The organism is Streptomyces sp. PA03-1a, assembly GCF_033792805.1.
Lineage (GTDB): Bacteria > Actinomycetota > Actinomycetes > Streptomycetales > Streptomycetaceae > Actinacidiphila.
The window spans coordinates 36409-53991 of sequence record NZ_JARAVO010000029.1 but is presented as its reverse complement, the minus strand read 5'-3'; the positions used below and the strand labels follow the sequence as shown (position 1 = coordinate 53991).

Annotated in this window: 18 protein-coding genes and 1 pseudogene; 10 read left to right on the top strand and 9 right to left on the bottom strand. The window is 73.2% G+C overall.

The features are described from left to right. The 5 genes and pseudogenes from PV341_RS09260 to PV341_RS09240 all read left to right on the top strand — a co-directional run. A pseudogene (locus PV341_RS09260) lies at positions 1–307 on the top strand (flavodoxin-dependent (E)-4-hydroxy-3-methylbut-2-enyl-diphosphate synthase); the annotation flags it as partial. A gap of 37 nt (positions 308–344) precedes the next feature. Next, a complete protein-coding gene (gene dxs / locus PV341_RS09255) occupies positions 345–2270 on the top strand; it encodes a 1-deoxy-D-xylulose-5-phosphate synthase (RefSeq protein WP_500323862.1) in 1926 nt (641 codons plus the stop codon). After that, positions 2251–3654 carry an aspartate aminotransferase family protein gene (locus PV341_RS09250; protein WP_500323863.1) on the top strand — a complete coding sequence of 468 codons (1404 nt, stop codon included), beginning with the start codon at positions 2251–2253 and terminating at the stop codon, positions 3652–3654. Before dxs ends, PV341_RS09250 begins: the two co-directional genes overlap by 20 nt. A gap of 83 nt (positions 3655–3737) precedes the next feature. Further along, on the top strand, positions 3738–4355 hold the full coding sequence (locus tag PV341_RS09245; protein ID WP_500323864.1) for a helix-turn-helix domain-containing protein: 618 nt from the start codon (positions 3738–3740) through the stop codon (positions 4353–4355). Continuing rightward, positions 4352–4495 (top strand): DUF6126 family protein, encoded by a 144-nt coding sequence (locus PV341_RS09240; RefSeq protein ID WP_500357322.1) that lies wholly within the window; start codon positions 4352–4354, stop codon positions 4493–4495. Before PV341_RS09245 ends, PV341_RS09240 begins: the two co-directional genes overlap by 4 nt. A 20-nt stretch (positions 4496–4515) precedes the next feature. Here the strand turns inward: PV341_RS09240 and PV341_RS09235 are convergent, their stop codons facing one another. Continuing rightward, positions 4516–5340, bottom strand: a complete 825-nt coding sequence (locus PV341_RS09235; protein WP_500323866.1) for a tyrosine-protein phosphatase — start codon at positions 5338–5340, stop codon at positions 4516–4518. 243 nt (positions 5341–5583) lie between these two features. On the opposite strand from PV341_RS09235, the gene PV341_RS09230 reads away from it, so the two are divergent. Continuing rightward, on the top strand, positions 5584–6375 hold the full coding sequence (locus PV341_RS09230; RefSeq protein ID WP_500323867.1) for an SGNH/GDSL hydrolase family protein: 792 nt from the start codon (positions 5584–5586) through the stop codon (positions 6373–6375). Between the two features lie 31 nt (positions 6376–6406). On the opposite strand, the gene PV341_RS09225 is transcribed toward PV341_RS09230, so the two are convergent. After that, on the bottom strand, positions 6407–6787 hold the full coding sequence (locus PV341_RS09225; RefSeq protein ID WP_500323868.1) for an ATP-binding protein: 381 nt from the start codon (positions 6785–6787) through the stop codon (positions 6407–6409). Positions 6788–7001: 214 nt separating this feature from the next. Between PV341_RS09225 and PV341_RS09220 the strand changes: the two genes are divergently transcribed. Next, on the top strand, positions 7002–7868 hold the full coding sequence (locus PV341_RS09220) for a Sco1979 family transcriptional regulator (RefSeq protein ID WP_500357320.1): 867 nt from the start codon (positions 7002–7004) through the stop codon (positions 7866–7868). An 85-nt stretch (positions 7869–7953) separates the two neighbouring features. Continuing rightward, positions 7954–8760, top strand: a complete 807-nt coding sequence (locus PV341_RS09215; RefSeq protein WP_500323870.1) for an SAM-dependent methyltransferase — start codon at positions 7954–7956, stop codon at positions 8758–8760. Between the two features lie 21 nt (positions 8761–8781). Here PV341_RS09215 and PV341_RS09210 read toward each other — a convergent pair whose 3' ends face one another. From PV341_RS09210 to PV341_RS09185, 6 genes are read right to left on the bottom strand one after another with little or no spacing between them, the layout of a single operon-like run. Next, entirely contained in the window at positions 8782–9672 is an 891-nt protein-coding gene (locus tag PV341_RS09210; protein WP_500357324.1) for an STM4011 family radical SAM protein, read from the bottom strand. A gap of 11 nt (positions 9673–9683) precedes the next feature. After that, positions 9684–11063 (bottom strand): STM4012 family radical SAM protein, encoded by a 1380-nt coding sequence (locus PV341_RS09205; RefSeq protein ID WP_500357318.1) that lies wholly within the window; start codon positions 11061–11063, stop codon positions 9684–9686. Continuing rightward, entirely contained in the window at positions 11060–11869 is an 810-nt protein-coding gene (locus tag PV341_RS09200; protein ID WP_500323960.1) for an STM4013/SEN3800 family hydrolase, read from the bottom strand. The genes PV341_RS09205 and PV341_RS09200 overlap by 4 nt, the downstream gene beginning before the upstream one ends. A 1-nt stretch (position 11870) precedes the next feature. Continuing rightward, a complete protein-coding gene (locus PV341_RS09195) occupies positions 11871–13028 on the bottom strand; it encodes an STM4014 family protein (protein ID WP_500323872.1) in 1158 nt (385 codons plus the stop codon). After that, positions 13009–13974 (bottom strand): STM4015 family protein, encoded by a 966-nt coding sequence (locus PV341_RS09190; protein ID WP_500323873.1) that lies wholly within the window; start codon positions 13972–13974, stop codon positions 13009–13011. Before PV341_RS09190 ends, PV341_RS09195 begins: the two co-directional genes overlap by 20 nt. Before the next feature lie 7 nt (positions 13975–13981). Next, complete coding sequence (locus tag PV341_RS09185) at positions 13982–14938, bottom strand: STM4015 family protein (protein ID WP_500323874.1); 957 nt, start codon at positions 14936–14938, stop codon at positions 13982–13984. Positions 14939–15159: 221 nt separating this feature from the next. Here PV341_RS09185 and PV341_RS09180 point away from each other — a divergent pair, with 221 nt between their 5' ends. Both PV341_RS09180 and PV341_RS09175 read left to right on the top strand, forming a co-directional pair. Next, complete coding sequence (locus PV341_RS09180; RefSeq protein WP_500323875.1) at positions 15160–15486, top strand: DUF8820 family protein; 327 nt, start codon at positions 15160–15162, stop codon at positions 15484–15486. Positions 15487–15507: 21 nt separating this feature from the next. Next, positions 15508–16596: a DUF6745 domain-containing protein gene (locus PV341_RS09175; RefSeq protein ID WP_500323876.1), complete on the top strand. Its 1089-nt coding sequence runs from the start codon at positions 15508–15510 to the stop codon at positions 16594–16596. On the opposite strand, the gene PV341_RS09170 is transcribed toward PV341_RS09175, so the two are convergent. Further along, the gene (locus tag PV341_RS09170; protein WP_500323877.1) at positions 16572–17495 is read right to left on the bottom strand and encodes a carbohydrate kinase family protein; all 924 of its coding nucleotides are present in this window, start codon (positions 17493–17495) and stop codon (positions 16572–16574) included. The two genes, PV341_RS09175 and PV341_RS09170, sit on opposite strands and share 25 nt — an antisense overlap. Positions 17496–17583 lie beyond the last annotated feature (88 nt).

Here is a 17583-nt window from a genome sequence, read left to right as displayed (position 1 = left end):
CGGTCGTGCGCAGGTGGACGTGTACAAGCTGGCGGACCAGGTGACGGCGGGCCTGGAGGGCATGGAGGTCCCGCTGCGGGTCGCGGTGATGGGCTGCGTCGTCAACGGTCCCGGCGAGGCGCGCGAGGCCGACCTGGGGGTGGCCTCGGGCAACGGCAAGGGGCAGATCTTCGTCAAGGGCGAGGTCATCAAGACCGTGCCGGAGTCGAAGATCGTGGAGACCCTCATCGAGGAGGCCATGAAGCTCGCCGAGCGCATGCAGGCCGACGGAGTGCCGTCAGGAGAGCCCCAGATCAGTGTGAGCTAAAGCGAAACAATCCCCGGCAGGGGAGCGAGGTGGGAAAGTGTCGCTGCTCGAGAACATCCGTGGTCCACGCGACCTGAAGGCCCTTCCGCCGGAGCGGCTGGGCGAACTCGCCGTGGAGATCCGTGAATTCCTGGTGCAGGCGGTGGCCAGGACCGGGGGGCACCTGGGACCCAATCTGGGCGTGGTCGAGCTGACGGTCGCCCTGCACCGGGTCTTCGACTCGCCGGCCGACCGCATCCTGTGGGACACGGGTCACCAGTCCTACGTCCACAAGATCCTGACCGGCCGTCAGGACTTCTCCAAACTGCGCGGCAAGGGGGGCCTGTCCGGCTACCCCTCGCGCGCCGAGTCCGAGCACGACCTCATCGAGAACAGCCACGCCTCCACGGTGCTCGGCTGGGCCGACGGCCTGGCCAAGGCCAACCAGGTGCTCGGCCGGCAGGACCATGTCGTGGCCGTCATCGGGGACGGCGCGCTCACCGGCGGCATGGCCTGGGAGGCGCTGAACAACATCGCCGCCGCCAAGGACCGTCCGCTGATCATCGTCGTCAACGACAACGAGCGCTCCTACGCCCCCACCATCGGCGGCCTCGCCAACCACCTGGCCACCCTGCGCACCACCGACGGCTACGAGCGCTTCCTGGCCTGGGGCAAGCAGGTGCTCCAGCAGACGCCCGTGGTCGGCAAGCCGCTGTACGAGTCCCTGCACGGCGCCAAGAAGGGCTTCAAGGACGCCTTCGCCCCGCAGGGCATGTTCGAGGACCTGGGGCTGAAGTACCTCGGCCCGATCGACGGCCACGACGTGACCGCGGTCGAGTCGGCGCTGCGCCGGGCCCGGCGCTTCCACGGCCCCGTCCTCGTCCACTGCCTCACCGAGAAGGGCCGCGGCTACGCCTTCGCCGAGCGCGACGAGGCGGACCGCTTCCACGCCGTGGGCGCCATGGACCCGCTCACCTGCGAACCGCTCACCCCGTCGAGCGGCCCGAAGTGGACCTCGGTCTTCGGCAACGAGATGGTCCGGATCGGCGCCGAGCGCCCGGACGTCGTGGCGATCACGGCGGCCATGCTGCAGCCGGTCGGGCTGGAGAAGTTCGCCAAGGCGTTCCCCGACCGCGTCTACGACGTCGGGATCGCCGAGCAGCACGCGGCGGTCTCGGCGGCGGGCCTGGCGACCGGCGGGCTGCACCCGGTGGTCGCCGTGTACGCGACCTTCCTCAACCGCGCCTTCGACCAGGTCCTGATGGACGTCGCGCTGCACAAGTGCGGTGTGACCTTCGTGCTGGACCGGGCGGGCGTCACCGGCGACGACGGCGCTTCGCACAACGGAATGTGGGACATGTCGATCCTCCAGGTCGTCCCGGGCCTGCGGATCGCCGCGCCGCGCGACGCCGACCAACTGCGCGCCCAGCTCCGCGAGGCGATCGACGTCGACGACGCGCCCACCGTCGTCCGCTTCCCCAAGGAGACCGTCGGCGAGACCCTGCCGGCCATCGACCGGGTCGGCGGCATGGACGTGCTGCACCGCGGCGACCGGCCGGACGTGCTGATGGTGTCCGTCGGCGCCCTGGGCTCGGTCTCCCTGGCCGCGGCCGCCCTGCTGCGCGAACGCGGCGTCGGCGTCACGGTCGTCGACCCCCGCTGGGTCAAGCCGCTCGACGCGGAGCTGCCCGCGCTCGCCGCCCGGCACCGCATGGTGGCCGTCATCGAGGACAACGGCCGGGCCGGGGGCGTGGGTTCTGCGGTGGCGCAGGCCCTGCGGGACGCGGAGACCGACGTGCCGGTCCGGGACTTCGGCATCCCGCAGCAGTTCCTGGCGCACGCCAAGCGCGGCGAGGTGCTGGCCGACATCGGGCTCACCCCGGCCGAGATCGCCGGCCGGATCGGGGCCACCCTGACCCGTCTCGCGGTGAACGAGCAGCACCCGAACGAGAGGCACGTGAGCGATGACATCGCCCGAACCTGAGCCCAAGGGGTTCGATCTGGCGACGCTGCTGGCCGAGCGCGGAGCCGAGCGCTACGACCTGCACGCCAGGTACCTCAATCACCAGTTGCCGCGGATGCTGCACACCATCGGCTTCGACAAGGTCTACGAGCGGGCCGAGGGCGCGTACTTCTGGGACGACGAGGGCCGGGACTACCTCGACATGCTCGCCGGCTTCGGGGTGATGGGCCTGGGCCGCCACCACCCCGTGGTCCGCAAGGCGTTGCACGACGTCCTGGACGCCGGGCTGGCCGACCTCACCCGCTTCGACTGCCAGCCGCTGCCGGGCCTGCTCGCGGAGAAGCTGCTGTCGTACGCGCCGGGGCTCGACCGGGTGTTCTTCGGCAACAGCGGCACCGAGGCCGTCGAGACGGCCCTGAAGTTCGCCCGTTACGCCACCGGCAGGCCCCGCGTGCTCTACTGCGACCACGCGTTCCACGGGCTGACCACCGGCTCGCTGTCCGTCAACGGCGAGGTCGGCTTCCGCGAGGGCTTCGACCCGCTGCTCCCCGACACCGCCGTGCCCCTGGGCGACCTGGCGGCCCTGGAGCGGGAGCTGGCCAAGGGCGACGTGGCCGCGCTGATCGTCGAGCCGATCCAGGGCAAGGGCGTGCACGCCGCGCCGCCCGGTTACCTGCGGGCGGCGCAGGAGCTGCTGCACCGGCACAAGGCGCTGCTCATCGCCGACGAGGTGCAGACCGGCATCGGCCGCACCGGCGACTTCTTCGCCTACCGGCACGAGGAGGGCGTCGAGCCGGACCTGGTGTGCGTGGCCAAGGCGCTGTCGGGCGGCTACGTGCCGGTGGGCGCCACCCTCGGCAAGGACTGGATCTTCAAGAAGGTCTACTCCTCCATGGACCGGGTGCTGGCGCACTCCGCCAGCTTCGGCTCCAACGCCCAGGCCATGGCCGCCGGGCTGGCCACCCTCACGGTGATGGAGGACGAGAAGGTCGTCGCCAACGCGCGGGCCACCGGGGACCTGCTCCGCGACCGCCTCGCCGCCCTCGTCGACCGCTACGAGCTGCTGCACGAGGTCCGCGGCCGGGGCCTGATGATCGGCATCGAGTTCGGCCGGCCGAAGTCGCTGGGGCTGCGCAGCCGCTGGACGATGCTGCAGGCGGCCCGCAAGGGCCTGTTCGCGCAGATGGTGGTGGTGCCGCTGCTGCAGCGGCACCGTATCCTCACCCAGGTCTCGGGGGACCACCTGGAGGTGATCAAGCTGATCCCGCCGCTGGTCATCGGGGAGCGCGAGGTGGACCGTTTCGTGGACGCCTTCACCGCCGTGATGGACGACGCACACGGCGGCGGTGGCCTGATGTGGGAGTTCGGCAGGACACTGGTGAAGCAGGCCGTCGCCAACCGCTGACCCGGGCCCGCGTCCGGCCCACGGTGCCTTGCCCCTGAGGCAAACTTTTTGCCTCAGGGGCGAACCACGTCTATACCTGAGGCATGACCTCACCATCTGCGGACGAGGCGCCCCTGCCGGACGTCGCCCCCCAGTTGCGCGCGCTGCGCCGCAGGGGCGGGCTGACGCTGGAGGCGGCCGCGGCCCGCGCCGGGCTGTCGCCCGCGCACCTGTCCCGGCTGGAGACCGGGCAGCGGCAGCCTTCGCTCCCCATGCTGCTGACCCTCGCCCGCACCTACGGCACCACGGTGTCCGACCTGCTCGGCGAGACCTCCCCCGAGCGCGATCCGGTCGTCCGTGGCGGTTCCGTGCCGCCCGCGGAGGCCGGCGGCTGGACGTACTGGCCGGCCGGGAACCCCGGGCGGGCCATGCAGGCGCTGCGGCTGCACGTGCCGCCCGGCCCCCAGGAGGGGCTGGTCCGCGTCCACGCCGGCGAGGAGTGGCTGCACGTCCTGGGGGGCGAGCTGCGGCTCACCCTCGGGGACGCCGTGCACCGGCTGGTGCCCGGCGACAGCGCCCACTTCGACTCGCTCACCCCGCACCGCATCGCGGCGGCCTCGCCGAACGGTGTCGATCTGCTGTTCGTCCACACGCTGCTGCGGAGTTCCGTCGTAGAGCTGTGCCTGGGCGACGGCCGTTCCCCGCGCCCCCACGGCGCATGACGAGAGGACTGACCGTGTCCGGCAACTCCGGGGGCAAGGCCCCCATGGGCTTCAAGGTGCGCACCTTCATCTACCTGGTGGGGGTCCACGTCATCGCCGCGTTCTTCTTCCTGATCTTCCACCTGGCCGGGGCCAAGTAGGGCGGCCCCGCCGCCTCGTGTCAGGCCGGCTGCGCGCCGTCCAGGAAGAGCGCGCGCAGCCGCTCGCGACGCCCGGGGGTGAGGCCGAGCCCCTCCTCCAGGTAGCGGTCCACCGAGCCCCAGTGCTCCTCGATGGTGTCGAAGGCGGTCTCCAGGTACTCCTTGCGCGCGTCGAAGAGCGGGCCGAGCAGCTCCATGACCTCGGGGGTGGTCGCCGGTTCCGCGTCGTCGCCGCGCTTGATGCGGTAGCGGCGGTGGGCCTCGTTGCTCTTGAGGTAGTCCTCCACGATCGCGTCGCGCTCGACCCCGAGGGCGAGCAGGATGACGGCGACCGAGGTCCCGGCCCGGTCCTTGCCCGCGGCGCAGTGCAGCAGCGCCGGCACCGACTCGTCCTCGGCGAGCAGTTCCAGCATGCGGGCGTGCTCGGCGGTGCGGTCCAGCACGATGCGGCGGTAGGCCTGCACCATGCGCGCGGCGGCGCGGCCCTCCCCGAGGATCTGGCGCAGCGCCGCGATGTCGCCGTCGCGGACCGTCGTCCAGAACTCGGCGCCCGAGGCCGGGTCGCTCAGCGGCATGTTGACGTTGCGCACGCCGGGCAGCTCGACGTCCGGGCCCTCCAGCTTCATGTCGGAGGCGTTGCGGAAGTCGAAGACCGTGTGCAGCCCGAGGGTGGAGAGGAAGGCGGCGTCGGCGGCGGTGGCGTGCGCCAGGTGGCCGCTGCGGAAGAGCCGTCCGTACCGCACCCGGCGGCCGTCCGTCGTCGGGAGGCCGCCCACGTCGCGGAAGTTGCGCACCCCGGTCAGCTCGGGTTCCGACGGGGCGGTCTGCGGCGTCTGCTCGGTCACCGGGGCTCCTTCGCTCAGGGGCCGGACGGTGCGGATCACCGGCGGCCGGACCACTCCCGACCTTACGACACCCGTGGCGGCCCGTACCGCGCGGTATGTGATCGCGGGAGGGGGCTGTGCGCGGCGGGCGCGGCACCGCCGTATTCCGCTTCCGGCGGATCCGGCCGGGTGGGATACATCACCCCCCGTCAACCCTTGGTTACGGTGGCGTAGGTCACTTGAGGAGGTGAAGTATGTGCTGACGTGCCAGACGATTCGAAGAGAAACAACAGTGCCGCCATCGGGTCGTACACCGCCCTGGGGGACAGCTTCACCGAAGGTGTGGGCGATCCGGGTCCCGACGGGACGTTCATCGGCTGGGCCGACCGGCTGGCGGTCCTCCTGTCCGACCGCCGCCCGGAGCACGACTTCCGGTACGCGAACCTCGCGGTGCGCGGCCGCCTACTCGACCAGATCGTCGAGGAGCAGGTGCCGCGGGCCGTGGAGCTCGCGCCCGACCTCGTGACCTTCTGTGCGGGCGGCAACGACATCCTCCGCCCCGGCAGCGACCCGGACGACGTCGCGGAGCGCTACGAGGCGGCGGTCGCCCGCCTCACCGCGTCCGTCGGCACCGTCGTGCTGTGCACCGGTTTCGACACCCGCGGCATCCCCGTGCTGCGCCATCTGCGCGGCAAGATCGCCACCTACACGGCCCATGTGCGCGCCATCGCCGACCGGTACGACTCCCCGGTGCTGGACCTGTGGTCGCTCCGTTCCGTCCAGGACCGCCGGGCCTGGGACTCCGACCGCCTCCACCTGTCGCCCGAGGGACACACCAGGGTCGCGCTGCGCGCCGCGCAGGTGCTGGGCCTCGAGGTGCCCGCCGACCCCGACCAGGCGTGGCCGCCGGAGCCGTTCCGCGCGCCCGCCGAGATCCGGCGGGACAACATCCAGTGGGCGCGCGAGTACCTCGTGCCCTGGATCGGCCGGCGGCTGCGCGGGGAGTCCTCCGGCGACAACGTGGAGCCCAAGCGCCCGGACCTGCTGCCGCTGTAGCCGGCGGGCCCGGGGCGCACCGCGCGCGGCGTCAGAAGGGCGAGGCCCCGGAGGCGAGTTCGGCCCACACGACACGGCCGCCACCGTCGTCGGTGGGCCGGACGCCCCATGCCTGCGAGAGCGCGCCCACCAGCAGCAGCCCGCGGCCGCCCTCCTCGTCGACGCCCGCCGCCCGCGGCCGGGGCGCAGTCGGCGCGTGCCCCTGATCGCTGACTTCCAGACGCAGCCGGGTGCCGTCGTAGCGCAGCCCGCAGGTGATGAACTCACTGCCGGTGTGCATGACGGCGTTGGTGAAGAGCTCGGAGACGATCATCTCGGCGTCGTCGCGGAGTCCCTCGTCCGCGTCCCACTCCCGCAACCGTGCCCGCACGCGGTGGCGTGCGTCGGCGACCGAGGACCCGTGAGCGGGCAAACGGAAGAGGTCCTGGCAGCGAAGGGCGTCGAGGTCGCCACGGCGCTCTAACCGCAGAGCGTCTGGTGAGGAGGCCACGTCGCTAACTATGCGGTCCCGTTCTCACTGTTGGCAAGATGCGATCTGTAATTTACAGAACGGCCGATGCGCACTGTCGGTTTTCGTTGACGGCATGACACACTGCTTGTGGCAGAGGGGAGTTGGGGAAGTGGTCGTGACGGACGCGCGGTCAGCCGGTGCCCCCACCGTCCTCCGTGTGGTGCTCGGAAAACGGCTCCAGGACCTGCGTGAGAAGGCCGGACTCTCCTTCGAGGACGCGGGCCGGGCGCTCGACGTCACCCACGCCACCGTCCGCCGCATGGAGAAGGCCGAGGTCGGCCTGAAGATCCCCTACGTCGAGAAGCTCCTGCGCACCTACGGGGTCGGCGACCCGGAAGAGGTCGAGGGGTTCCTGGCGCTCGCCCGCGAGGCCAACCAGCCGGGCTGGTGGCACCGCTACCGCGACGTCCTGCCCGACTGGTTCAGCGCCTTCGTGAGCCTGGAGGGCGAGGCCGGCGTCATCCGCGCCTACGAGCCGCACTACGTCCCCGGACTGCTGCAGACCGAGGACTACGCGCGCGAGGTGCTGCGGGCGGGGAACCCGGGCGCCGGCGACGCGGAGATCGAACGCGGGGTCGCGCTGCGCATGGAGCGCCAGGCCCTGCTCACCCGTGAGGACGCGCCGCTGGTCTGGATCGTCATCGACGAGACGGTGCTGCGAAGACCCATCGGCCGTCCGGCGGTCATGCGCGCCCAGATCGCCAAGCTGATCGACTCCTGCGCGCTGCCCAACGTACGGCTCCAGATCATGCCGTTCACGGCCGGACCGCACCCCGCCATGTACGGCCCGTTCCACATCTTCCGGTTCCAGACGCACGAGCTCCCGGACGTCGTCTACTCGGAAAGCCTGGTCGGGGGCGTCTACTTCGACGACCGCGACGACGTCTCGGCGTTCCTGGAGGCACTGGACCGGATGTGCGCACAGGCCGCGCCCACCCAGAGCACCGAGCGGATCCTCGTCGGCATCCAGAGGGAGACGTGACCATGGAGCGGACCCACGACGGCGACGAGATGACCGCACCGACCTCGACCCGCAAGGGTCACCGGAATCCGAACGGAGCAGGGCGTTGACCGACAAGGGCTTCCCCGCGGAGGAGATCGACACCAGCCGGCCGCACCCGGCCCGGATGTACGACTACTACCTCGGCGGCAAGGACAACTACGAGGCCGACCGCGAGGCGGCCGAGATGGTGATCCGCATGACCCCCGACGCGCGCCCCAGCGCCCGCGCCAACCGGGACTTCATGCAGCGCGCGGTGCGCTACGCGGCGGGGCAGGGCGTCCGGCAGTTCGTCGACATCGGCACCGGCATCCCCACCTCGCCCAACACCCACGAGGTCGCCCGCTCCGTCGTCCCCGAGGCCCGGGTCGCCTACGTCGACAACGACCCCATCGTGGCCGCCCACGCCGGCGCGCGGCTCACCAACACCGGCAACGCCGGCTTCTTCCTCGGCGACGTCCGTGAGCCCGAGACCATCCTGGAGCACGCCACCATCCGGGAGCTGATCGACTTCGACGAGCCCGTCGCCCTGATGCTCGTCGCGCTGCTGCACTTCGTCCGCGACGACGAGGACCCGGCCGGGATCGTGCGCACCCTGACCAAGAACCTCCCGTCCGGCAGCTTCCTGATCCTCAGCCACGGCACGACCGACTTCCACCGCGACGTCGACGCCGACGCCGGTGAGGCGTACAAGAACGCCACCTCCACCCTCAACCTGCGCAGCAAGCCGCAGATCGAGCCCTTCTTCGAGGGGTTCTCCCTGGTCGAGCCGGGCCTGGTGCAGGTGCCGCGGTGGCGCCCGGACTCCCCGTCCGCGCAGGAGGGCGAGCACGCCCGTGCCGCCTTCTGGGGAGGGGTCGGCCGCAAGGGCTGACGCGGGGGCGTCGGCCGCCCGCTAAGGGAGCGGGAGCGGCAGGAGCGGGAGCGGTGTCCGCCCCGGCGGCGGCGCGGCGGGGATCCGCTCCAGGACCCCGCCCGCGAACACGTCGTACAACGGCAGCGTCTCCAGGTGGACGTAGCCGATGTGGCAGTCGCAGACGGCCAGCGGGCACGCGCGCGGGCGCAGCGCCGCGCGGTAGGAGCCGTTGTAGAGGTTGCCCAGTTCCTCGGGGACGAAGTGGCAGCGGCGCACCGTGCCCTCGCCGTCCACCGAGATGACCGACTCGCCCGTGCGGCACGGCAGGCCCGCGCTGCGGTGCGGATGCCGGCTGTACGGGAAGAGCGGGTCCAGCGCGGTCCACCGCGCCGCCTCGGCGTCGGTGTAGGTGTGGCCCTCCGCGGCGTTGACCCACAGGTAGACGTGGTCCGGGAGGTCGGCCCGCAGCCGGCCGGCCAGTCCCAGGTGCTCCGGCAGCCCGACGACGCCCACGCTGTGGCGGACGCCGCGGTCCGCCAGCTCGCGGCACCTGGCCAGGAAACGGTCGTAGGGCGTCTGGCCGGGGTGGAAGGTGCACCACAGGGCCAGCGTGTCCAGGTCGGCCTCGTCCAGCCACTGCGTGCGGCAGCTCAGATTGGTCTGGATCGCCACCCGGCGCACGTGCGGAAGCCGGCTCAGCTCCGCCAGCGTCCGCCGGTACCAGGAGCGCACCAGTCCCTCGCCCCACGGGGTGAACAGCAGGGAGAGCCGGTCGTCGGTCTGCCCGGCCGCCCAGCCCGCGAAGCGCTCCAGCGCGACGCGGTCGGCGGTCAGCTGGGCGCGGCTGTCACGGCGCTTGGCGAAGGGGCAGTACGGGCAGTCGTAGTCGCACGAGGCCAGCGGGCCGCGGTAGAGGATCGTCAGGTCCATGGCGGGGGCGCTCACTTGGGCTCGTAGGCGGCCATGCGCCGGTGGACGGCGGCGGAGAACAGCTCGGGTCCGGCCGCGTCGGAGTGGGCGAGCCCCTCGGGCGACAGCCGCAGCACCTCCGGCCCCGCGGCGGCGTCGAGCCAGCCCCGGTCGGCGAAGCGCTGCAGCTCCCCGGCGAAATCCTCCCCGGGAGCCGTGCCGAACCGGGTCCGGTACTCCGCGACGGGCAGGCCCTCGGCCTGCAGCAGGGACTGCAGCAGATGACGGCGGCGGGCCTCCTCGGCGTCCATCGCCCAGCCGAAGTCGGCGTGGGCGAACTCCTGCGTGGTGCGCGCCGTGTACTCGTCGATGATGCCGCGGATGTGGTGCATGTCGACGGCGTAGTCGAAGGAGTAGTGCAGCGAGGAGGTGTACGAGCGGGCGCCGCAGCCCAGGCCCACCATGCCGTCGGTCTGGCAGGCGTAGTCCCCGCCGCCCGTGGTGGGCGCGCCCGCACGGCGGAACATGCGCATCGACACCTGCTCGTAGCCGTGCGCCAGCAGATGGTCGCGGCCGTGCCGGTACAGCCGCAGCCGCTGCTCGTCCCACGCCGCTTCGCCCCGCGCGGCGTCGGCCGCGTGGCGGCCGAGGCCGGTGAGCGGGCGGACGTACAGGGGGTACAGGTACAGCTCCTCGGGCCGCCAGGCGAGCGCCGCGTCGAGGGACTGCGTCCAGGAACCCTCGGTCTGGCCGTCGATGCCATAGATCAGGTCGATGTTGAGGACGGGGATGCCCGCTTCCCGGATCCTGCCCAGCGCCGCCTCGACGTCGGCCCGGCGCTGGGGACGGACGGCGGCGCGCGCCTCGGCGTCGACGAAGCTCTGCACCCCCAGGCTCAGCCGGGTCGTGCCGCGCTCCGCCAGCACCGACAGCCGGTCGGCGGTCGCGGTGGCCGGCGAGGCCTCCACGGAGAGCGGTATCGCCCGCAGGTCGGCCCCCAGGCCACGTTCGGCGAGATCGCAGAGCCGCTCCAGCTCGGCAGCCTCCAGGTACGTGGGGGTGCCGCCGCCGAAGGCGGCGTTGGCGAACCGCGCGCCCTCGCCCAGCGCCTCCCGCACCGCCGTGGCCTGGCGCTCCAGCGCGTCCAGGTAGGCGGTCGCCAGGCCGTCGGGCGCCCCGATCCTGGTGAAGAGGTTGCAGAAGCCGCAGCGGACCTCGCAGAACGGGATGTGGAAGTAGAGGGACAGCGCGTCCTTCGGCTCGTCCGCCCACAGGTCGCGCAGCCGGGCGTGCTCGCGGGGCAGCGCGCGGTAGGCCGTCTTGTGCGGGTACGCGTACACGTAGTGCCGGTACGGGCGCACGGCGGCCGTGGCCGGGGGCGTGGCGGAGAGCGTCACGTCGGTGAGGGTCATCGGGCGGCCCCGTCGAGGAGGAAGTGGGCGTAGGGCACCGTCCACACGACCTCGTGGCCGATGCGGTGGCCGGTGTGGCCGTCCTCGCCGTACGCCGTGCCGTGGTCGGAGCATACGACGGCCAGGCACGGACGGCGGCTGGAGGCGGCGGCGAAGAGCCTGCCGATGTGGCGGTCGACGTACTCCAGGGCGGCGGCGTGGGTGGCGCGCGAGTCGCCCGCCTCCCGGGTGGCACCCGGCAGGTGGAACCAGTTGGGCTGGTGCAGCGCCGACACGTTCACGAACAGGAAGAGCCGCTGCTGCGGCGGCAGGGCGGCGACGACCTCCTCGGCGCGGGCCACCTGGGCCTCGAAGGAGGTCGGGGAGGGCACCCCGAACTCCGGCTCCCAGTGGCTCTCCTGGAAGAGCCCGGGCAGCACCGAGCCCAGCGGCGCCTGCTTGTTGAAGAAACCGACGCCGCCGATGCACACCGTGCGGTAGCCGGCCCCGGCCAGGCCCGACACCAGGTCGGGGGTGTCGTACACGAAGGTGCCGTCCGCGGTGCTCTCACTGCCGGCGAAGCGCGCCGCGAACAGCCGCGGGTGGGGACCGGGCGTGGTGGGTGTGGGCAGGAAGCCCGCGAAGATCGCCTGGTGGGAGGCGTAGGTGAAGCTGCCGGGCGCGTGCCGGCGCTCCCACCGGCCACCGGGCAGATGGCGGGCCAGGTGGGGGATGCGGCCGGCCGCGGCGAGCTCCTCGGCCACGTCGTGGCGGAGGGTGTCCAGGGTGACCAGCAGGATGTCGTGGCTGCCCACGATCTGGTTCATGTCAAGCGGTGGCGTCATGGTGGTGCTCCTCGCGTCGCGCGCCGTGCATCGCGGCCGGTACGGCGGCGACCTGGGCGGCGTAGGTGTCCAGGCCCTCGGCGCCGCTGCCGGGGAGGCCGGTGAGCCGGGGCAGCAGATCCCCGAAGGCGTTGACCTCGCCGACGGCGAAGCGGCGCCAGCCGGTCGCGGGCAGGACGTCCACGCCCACGCAGAGCGTGCCGGGGAAACACGCGGCCGCCCGTTCGGCGGTCGTCAGCACGTCCCCGAAGTCGCCGCCCGCGGCGCGGATCGCCGCGCGGGCCGTGTCCAGGTCGCCGCGGGCGCCGCCGAGGTGCAGATTCGTCATGGGGTGCGGGCTGGTGCGGACGACGGCGTGCGTGGCGCGGCCCGCGACCACCACCACCCGCAGGTCGGCCGCCCGCCCGTGCTGGGACGCCTTGGGCAGCCAGCGCTCGACGTGCAGCCCGTCCGGGGCCAGCGCGTCCACGAGGGCGGCGACCTCCTGCTCCGTGCGGTACTCGCGGACCCGCAGCGAGTTGAACAGGCGTCCGTCGGCGGTGGTCTCCACCGAGGTCGTGGCCTTGACCCGGCCGGGGCCCGCCATCGCCAGCGCCACCACCCCGGAGGCGGAGGAGCCGTGCGCGGGCTTGAGGAACGCCCGGGAGATCCGGGCGGACCGCAAGCGCTCCCTGAGCTCGGCCCAGCCGCGCACCGGCGGCCCGTCGGGAGCGGGCGGCACCGGGACGCCCGCGGAGGTCAGCCGGGCGTGGCAGCGCCGCTTGTCGAACAGCACGGCGACCTCCCCGGCGTCCGCCGACGGCACCGCGCCGGCCCGGCGGGCCGCCTCCGTCACCTCGTGCACGGCGGCGGTGAAGCGGCGGTACCACAACGCGGTGCCCTCGACCCTGGCCGGGTCGTCGGCGCCCCGCAGCAGGCGGTCGACCTCCGCGTCCTCGCCGGGCGAGTCGACGCGCACGAACTCACCGGGCGCGAAGGCGTACCGGCCGCGCAGCACGTCGCGCCACGCCAGCACACGGGGCGCGGGATGGCCCGCGGCACGCACCGCGTCGGCGAAGAGGGTCGTCCTGCGGTTGCCGGGGTTGCCGACGACGGCGATGCGGAGCGCACCGCCGGTACCGCTACTCGGAGACGGCGACATAGCGCCACTCCTCGTTCCGCCAGTGATGCGGCTCGCGGTGCTCCGACAGGTCGACCTCGGTGCCCGCGGAGCCCACGACGGCGCGCAGCCGCTCGGCCACGGCTTCGCTCAGGTAGTGGTGGTGCAGGTCGAGCCGCTTGAGGTGGGTGAGCGGCTGGCCGCCCAGCAGTGCCTCGGCGCCGGTGTCGGTGAGGGTGCCCATGGACAGGCTCAGCGTCTCCAGCTGCGCGACGACGGGAGCGGAGGCCACGGCCGCCGCGATCTCGTCCTGCAACTCGCTGTCCTGCAGGCCGAGGTGGCGCAGCGCGGGGAAGCGGCCGCCGGCCAGGACCGGCGCGAGGTCGGCGACCGTGGAGTCCCCTCCGTACTGCTCCACGCCGAGCCACAGCTCCAGCCGCTCCAGCGCGGGCAGCTCGCAGGCGCCGACCGCCCGCACCACCGTGCCGGGGAGCCCGCCGGACTCCAGGCGCAGCACGCGCAGCGCCTCGTGACGGACGGGACGCAGCGACAGCGGCTCCTCGCCCAGCCCCTGCGAGTCGCCGCCACGGACACCGAACTCCTCCAGCAGCGGGAAGCGTTCGAGGACGGGCGTGACGTCGGTCAGCTGCAGCCAGGAGACCTCGCACTCCTCGCCGGTCACGTCGGCGAGGAACAGGGCGCGCAGCGCGGGGAAACGCTCCGCGTCCGCGAGCACCAGTTCCAGCGCGGGACGCAGTTCGGAGTACTCGTCGTCCCACCAGGGGCCGAGGACCAGCGCGCGCACCCGCGTGGTGTCGACCGCCGCGGTGAAGTGGCCCCACAGCTCGGGGAAGGGGATCTCGCCGGCCTCGAAGCAGTCCAGCCGCCAGGCCACGGCGTCGGGGCCGGGCAGCTCGGCCGTGCCGGCCTCGGGCAGCGTGTGCACGCGCAGCCCGTGGAAGGTCTCCAGGTGACGTGTGACGGTCATGACGGCCTCACTCCGCGACGGCGGTGTAGCGGTGGACCTCGCCGTCCCACTCGTCCTCGTCGCCGGGTTCGGAGAGGTCGACCTCGACGCCCGAGGGCTCGAGGGCGGCCCGCACGCGCTCGGCGACCGGCTCGGTGACGAAGTTGTGGTGCAGGTCCAGCCAGTTGAGGTGGGTCAGCGGCTGGCCGGCGAGCAGGGCGGTCACACCGTCGTCGGTGAGCACGCCCAGGGACAGGTCGAGCGAGGAGAGCTGGGCCACGACGGGGGCAGCGGCGACGGCGGCGGCGATCTCGTCCTGGATCTCGCTGTTGCGCAGGCCGAGATGGCGCAGCGCAGGGAAGCGGCCGCCGGCCAGGACCGGCGCGAGGTCGGCGACCGTGGCGTCGCCGCCGTACTCCTCCACGCCCAGCCACAGCTCCAGGTGCTCCAGCGCCGGGAGTTCGCTCGCGGCGACACCGCGGACCACCTCACCGGGCAGGCCGCCCGCCTCGAAACGGAGCGTGCGCAGCCGCTGGTGGTGGGTCGCAGGGAAGCGCAGTCCGGTGCCGCCGCGGACGCCGAACTCCTCCAGCCGCGGATAGGCCTCGAGCACCGGCGTCACGTCGGACTGCTCGATCCAGGAGATCTCGGCCTCCTCCATCTCCAGGTCGCCGAGGAACACGGCCTCCAGCGCGGTCAGCCGTTCGCGCGCGTCCACGAGCAGCCGCACGAGGACACCGGAGTCGTTGTCGTACGGCTCGCCCCACTGGCCCAGGACGAGGGCCCGCACGCCCGCGGGCTCGACCGTCTCCAGGAAGCGGTCCCACAACTGCGCGAAGGTCTCCTTCGCGTCGTCCTCCCAGGGGTTGACGGCCAGCCGCCACGCCACCGCGCCCGCCGCCGGGAGCTCCTGCCGCGCGCCGGGCGCGGGGAAGTCGAAGGCCGGCAGGCCGTTCAGTTCCTGCAGATGTTCGACGTGGGACATCGGTGGTCTCCCGAGGTGGACGGACGCGGTGCCTTGACGTGGTGGTGCCTTGACGTGGAGGTGCTTCGAGGCGGTGGTGCCTCGCTCGCGAAGAGTTCTACCAAGCCGCTCCGACAGTGCCTGCCGCGGGCTGTGCACAAGCCGTCGGGGGCGTTGTCACACCCCGCGCGTAGCGTCGTGGACATCGGGTCGGCGGGTGCCGACGGCGGAGGGAGACACGCATGTACCGGCAGGGGGACGTCCTGATCGTGCCCGTCGCGGAAGCGGCCGTGCCGCCGGGCACGGACCGGATGCCGCGGCAGGCGAGGGACGCGCGGGGCAGGCTCGTGCTGGCCCTCGGCGAGGTGACCGGGCACGCCCACGCGGTGGTCGGGCCGGGGACGCTGGTGCGCGAGCCCGGGCCGTTCGGGGCGGCGTACCTCCATCTCCCGGACGGCGGGCGGGTGGTCCACGAGGAGCACGCCGCGATACCGCTGCCGAAGGGGTGGTACCGGGTGGTGCGGCAGCGCGAGTACGTGCCCGGCGCGGTCCGCGTCGTGGCGGACTGACCAGGACGGGGGAGCGGAGCGATGACGACGGTGGCGAGCGCGGTGACGAGCGCGGTGACGGGTTCGGGCACGGGTACGGCGACGGAGCCGGCGGTGGACACGACGGCGCTGTGGCGCGAGGTCGTCGCGGCGACCGGACCCGCGGACCGGGCGGCGGCGGAGGAGGGGGTGCGCCTGGCCTACCGGCTGGCCGGGCTGCCCGAGCCGGAACGGATCGTGTGGGCGGCCTCGCCCCTGGAGGCGGTGGTCCTGGCCGTGCGCCTGACGGCGGACGGCACGGCGGGCGGCAGCGTCCGCGACGCCGTGCGGACACGGCCGTGGGCGGCCGCGCGGGAGCGGGTCGCCGACCGGCTCGGACCGGCCGGGTGGGCGGACCACTGGGCCGTCACGGGCGCGCAGTTGTGGGACACGACGGTGCTGCTGACCGAGCGGATACGGACCGCCGTGGTGGACGCCGGACCGAGGGTGCCCGGCGGCGGGCAGGCCGTGCGGCTCGCGTTGCTCGACGCCGTGCTCGGGCAGCACGACGCGGCGTGGCTGGCCGCCTTCGACGGGCAGGAGGGCACGCGGGAGCTGGCCGGGATCGCTGCGGTCGCCCGGAACGCCGGCTGGTGGTGGCCGTACGAGCGGACGGCGGTCGTCGCCGAACGCCCCCTGGAGCTGCACCGGGACGAGGCGGGCCGGCTGGACCGCGGCGACGGCCCCGCGCTGGCCTACGCGGACGGCTTCGCGCTGCACGCCTGGCGGGGCATGCCGGTCCCCGCCGAGTTCCTCGACGGGCTCGCCGGGCTGACCCCGCGCCGCATACGCGAGGAGGAGAACGCCGAGCTGCGCCGGGTGATGCTGGAGCACTACGGCTACGAGCGCTACCTGGAGGAGTCCGGGGCCGAGCCCGTGCAGCGGGACGCCGCCGGCGTGCTGTGGCGGATCGAGCTGGAGGGGGACGAGCCGCTGGTGATGGTCGAGGTCGTCAACTCCACGCCGGAGCCGGACGGCACCCACCGCACCTACTGGCTGCGGGTGCCGCCGCGGACCCGGACCGCCCGCGAGGGCGTCGCCTGGACCTTCGGACTGGAGGAGGCCGACTACGTGCCGGAGAGGGAGACCTGAGCGGACTCCAGCGTCGCGGCGTCGATGAGGGCGAGGTTGCCGCCAGCGGTGCAGGTGTGGGCACCAGCCGTCGCGCCGAGGCGGGCGCAGGACTCGAAGTCCAGTCCGCGCATGCGCCCGTGGAGGAAGCCGCAGAGGAAGGCGTCGCCCGCCCCGTTGGAGTCCACCACCGGGCCGGGCGGGGTGACGGCCGGGATGTGCCGGGGCGTGCTGCCCCCGTCGCGCGCGAGCAGGTAGGCGCCGCCCGCGCCCGCGGTGGCGATCACGGCCTGGGCGCGGCCGTCGCGCAGGATCGCGCGCATGATGTCCGCGATGCGCTCGCCCGCTCCTGCCGCGCTGAGGAAGACCAGGTCGGAGCGGCGGGCGAACTCCCGCTGGTGCTCGGCCAGTCCGTCCCAGTCGTGCAGGTCGGTCGAGACGGGCAGGCCGAGTTCCTCGATGTCGTCGTAGAGGAAGCGCGTGAAGTGCGAGATCGACAGGTGCACGTGCCGGGCCCGGCGCAGGTGCGGCAGGTAGAACTCGCGCGGCATCCGCAGGTGCTCCGGGTCGCGTCCGTCGTAGAAGGACATCCGGCGGCCCGTGGCGTCCACGAGGTTGACGGCCCGCCGGGTCCCGGCGGGGGAGATCAGCGGCTCGAAGTCGACGTCGCCCTTGGCCAGGCGCTCCCTGAGCAGGGTGCCGATCCAGTCGTCGCCGACGAAGTCGAGGAACTTCACGGTCATGCCGAGCGCGCGGCAGCCCAGCGCCACGTTGCCGCCGGTCTGGCCGGGCCACTCCCGGACCGGCTCCACCCCGAGGGAGTCCACGAGCGGTACGGGCAGGCTGTCCACCCGCACGACGGTGTCCACCCCGGAACCGCCCACGACGAGCACGTCGTACGGCGACTCTTCCGTGGTCATGTGCACCTCCAGTCACCACCCCGGCGCCATGTTACGGCCGTCCGGTGTCCCCCGGTGTCCGGTCACTGATGTGCTCGGCCGCCCAGGC

What these genes read in the sequence shown, in the direction of transcription:
- PV341_RS09210 (WP_500357324.1), bottom strand. Translation starts at nt 9,672, where the DNA reads ATGGACCTGACGATCCTCTACCGCGGCCCGCTGGCCTCGTGCGACTAC.
- PV341_RS09240 (WP_500357322.1), top strand. Translation starts at nt 4,352, where the DNA reads ATGACGAGAGGACTGACCGTGTCCGGCAACTCCGGGGGCAAGGCCCCC.
- PV341_RS09170 (WP_500323877.1), bottom strand. Translation starts at nt 17,495, where the DNA reads ATGACCACGGAAGAGTCGCCGTACGACGTGCTCGTCGTGGGCGGTTCC.
- PV341_RS09245 (WP_500323864.1), top strand. Translation starts at nt 3,738, where the DNA reads ATGACCTCACCATCTGCGGACGAGGCGCCCCTGCCGGACGTCGCCCCC.
- PV341_RS09200 (WP_500323960.1), bottom strand. Translation starts at nt 11,869, where the DNA reads ATGAACCAGATCGTGGGCAGCCACGACATCCTGCTGGTCACCCTGGAC.
- PV341_RS09250 (WP_500323863.1), top strand. Translation starts at nt 2,251, where the DNA reads ATGACATCGCCCGAACCTGAGCCCAAGGGGTTCGATCTGGCGACGCTG.
- PV341_RS09205 (WP_500357318.1), bottom strand. Translation starts at nt 11,063, where the DNA reads ATGACCCTCACCGACGTGACGCTCTCCGCCACGCCCCCGGCCACGGCC.
- PV341_RS09195 (WP_500323872.1), bottom strand. Translation starts at nt 13,028, where the DNA reads ATGTCGCCGTCTCCGAGTAGCGGTACCGGCGGTGCGCTCCGCATCGCC.
- PV341_RS09190 (WP_500323873.1), bottom strand. Translation starts at nt 13,974, where the DNA reads ATGACCGTCACACGTCACCTGGAGACCTTCCACGGGCTGCGCGTGCAC.
- PV341_RS09185 (WP_500323874.1), bottom strand. Translation starts at nt 14,938, where the DNA reads ATGTCCCACGTCGAACATCTGCAGGAACTGAACGGCCTGCCGGCCTTC.
- PV341_RS09175 (WP_500323876.1), top strand. Translation starts at nt 15,508, where the DNA reads ATGACGACGGTGGCGAGCGCGGTGACGAGCGCGGTGACGGGTTCGGGC.
- PV341_RS09180 (WP_500323875.1), top strand. Translation starts at nt 15,160, where the DNA reads ATGTACCGGCAGGGGGACGTCCTGATCGTGCCCGTCGCGGAAGCGGCC.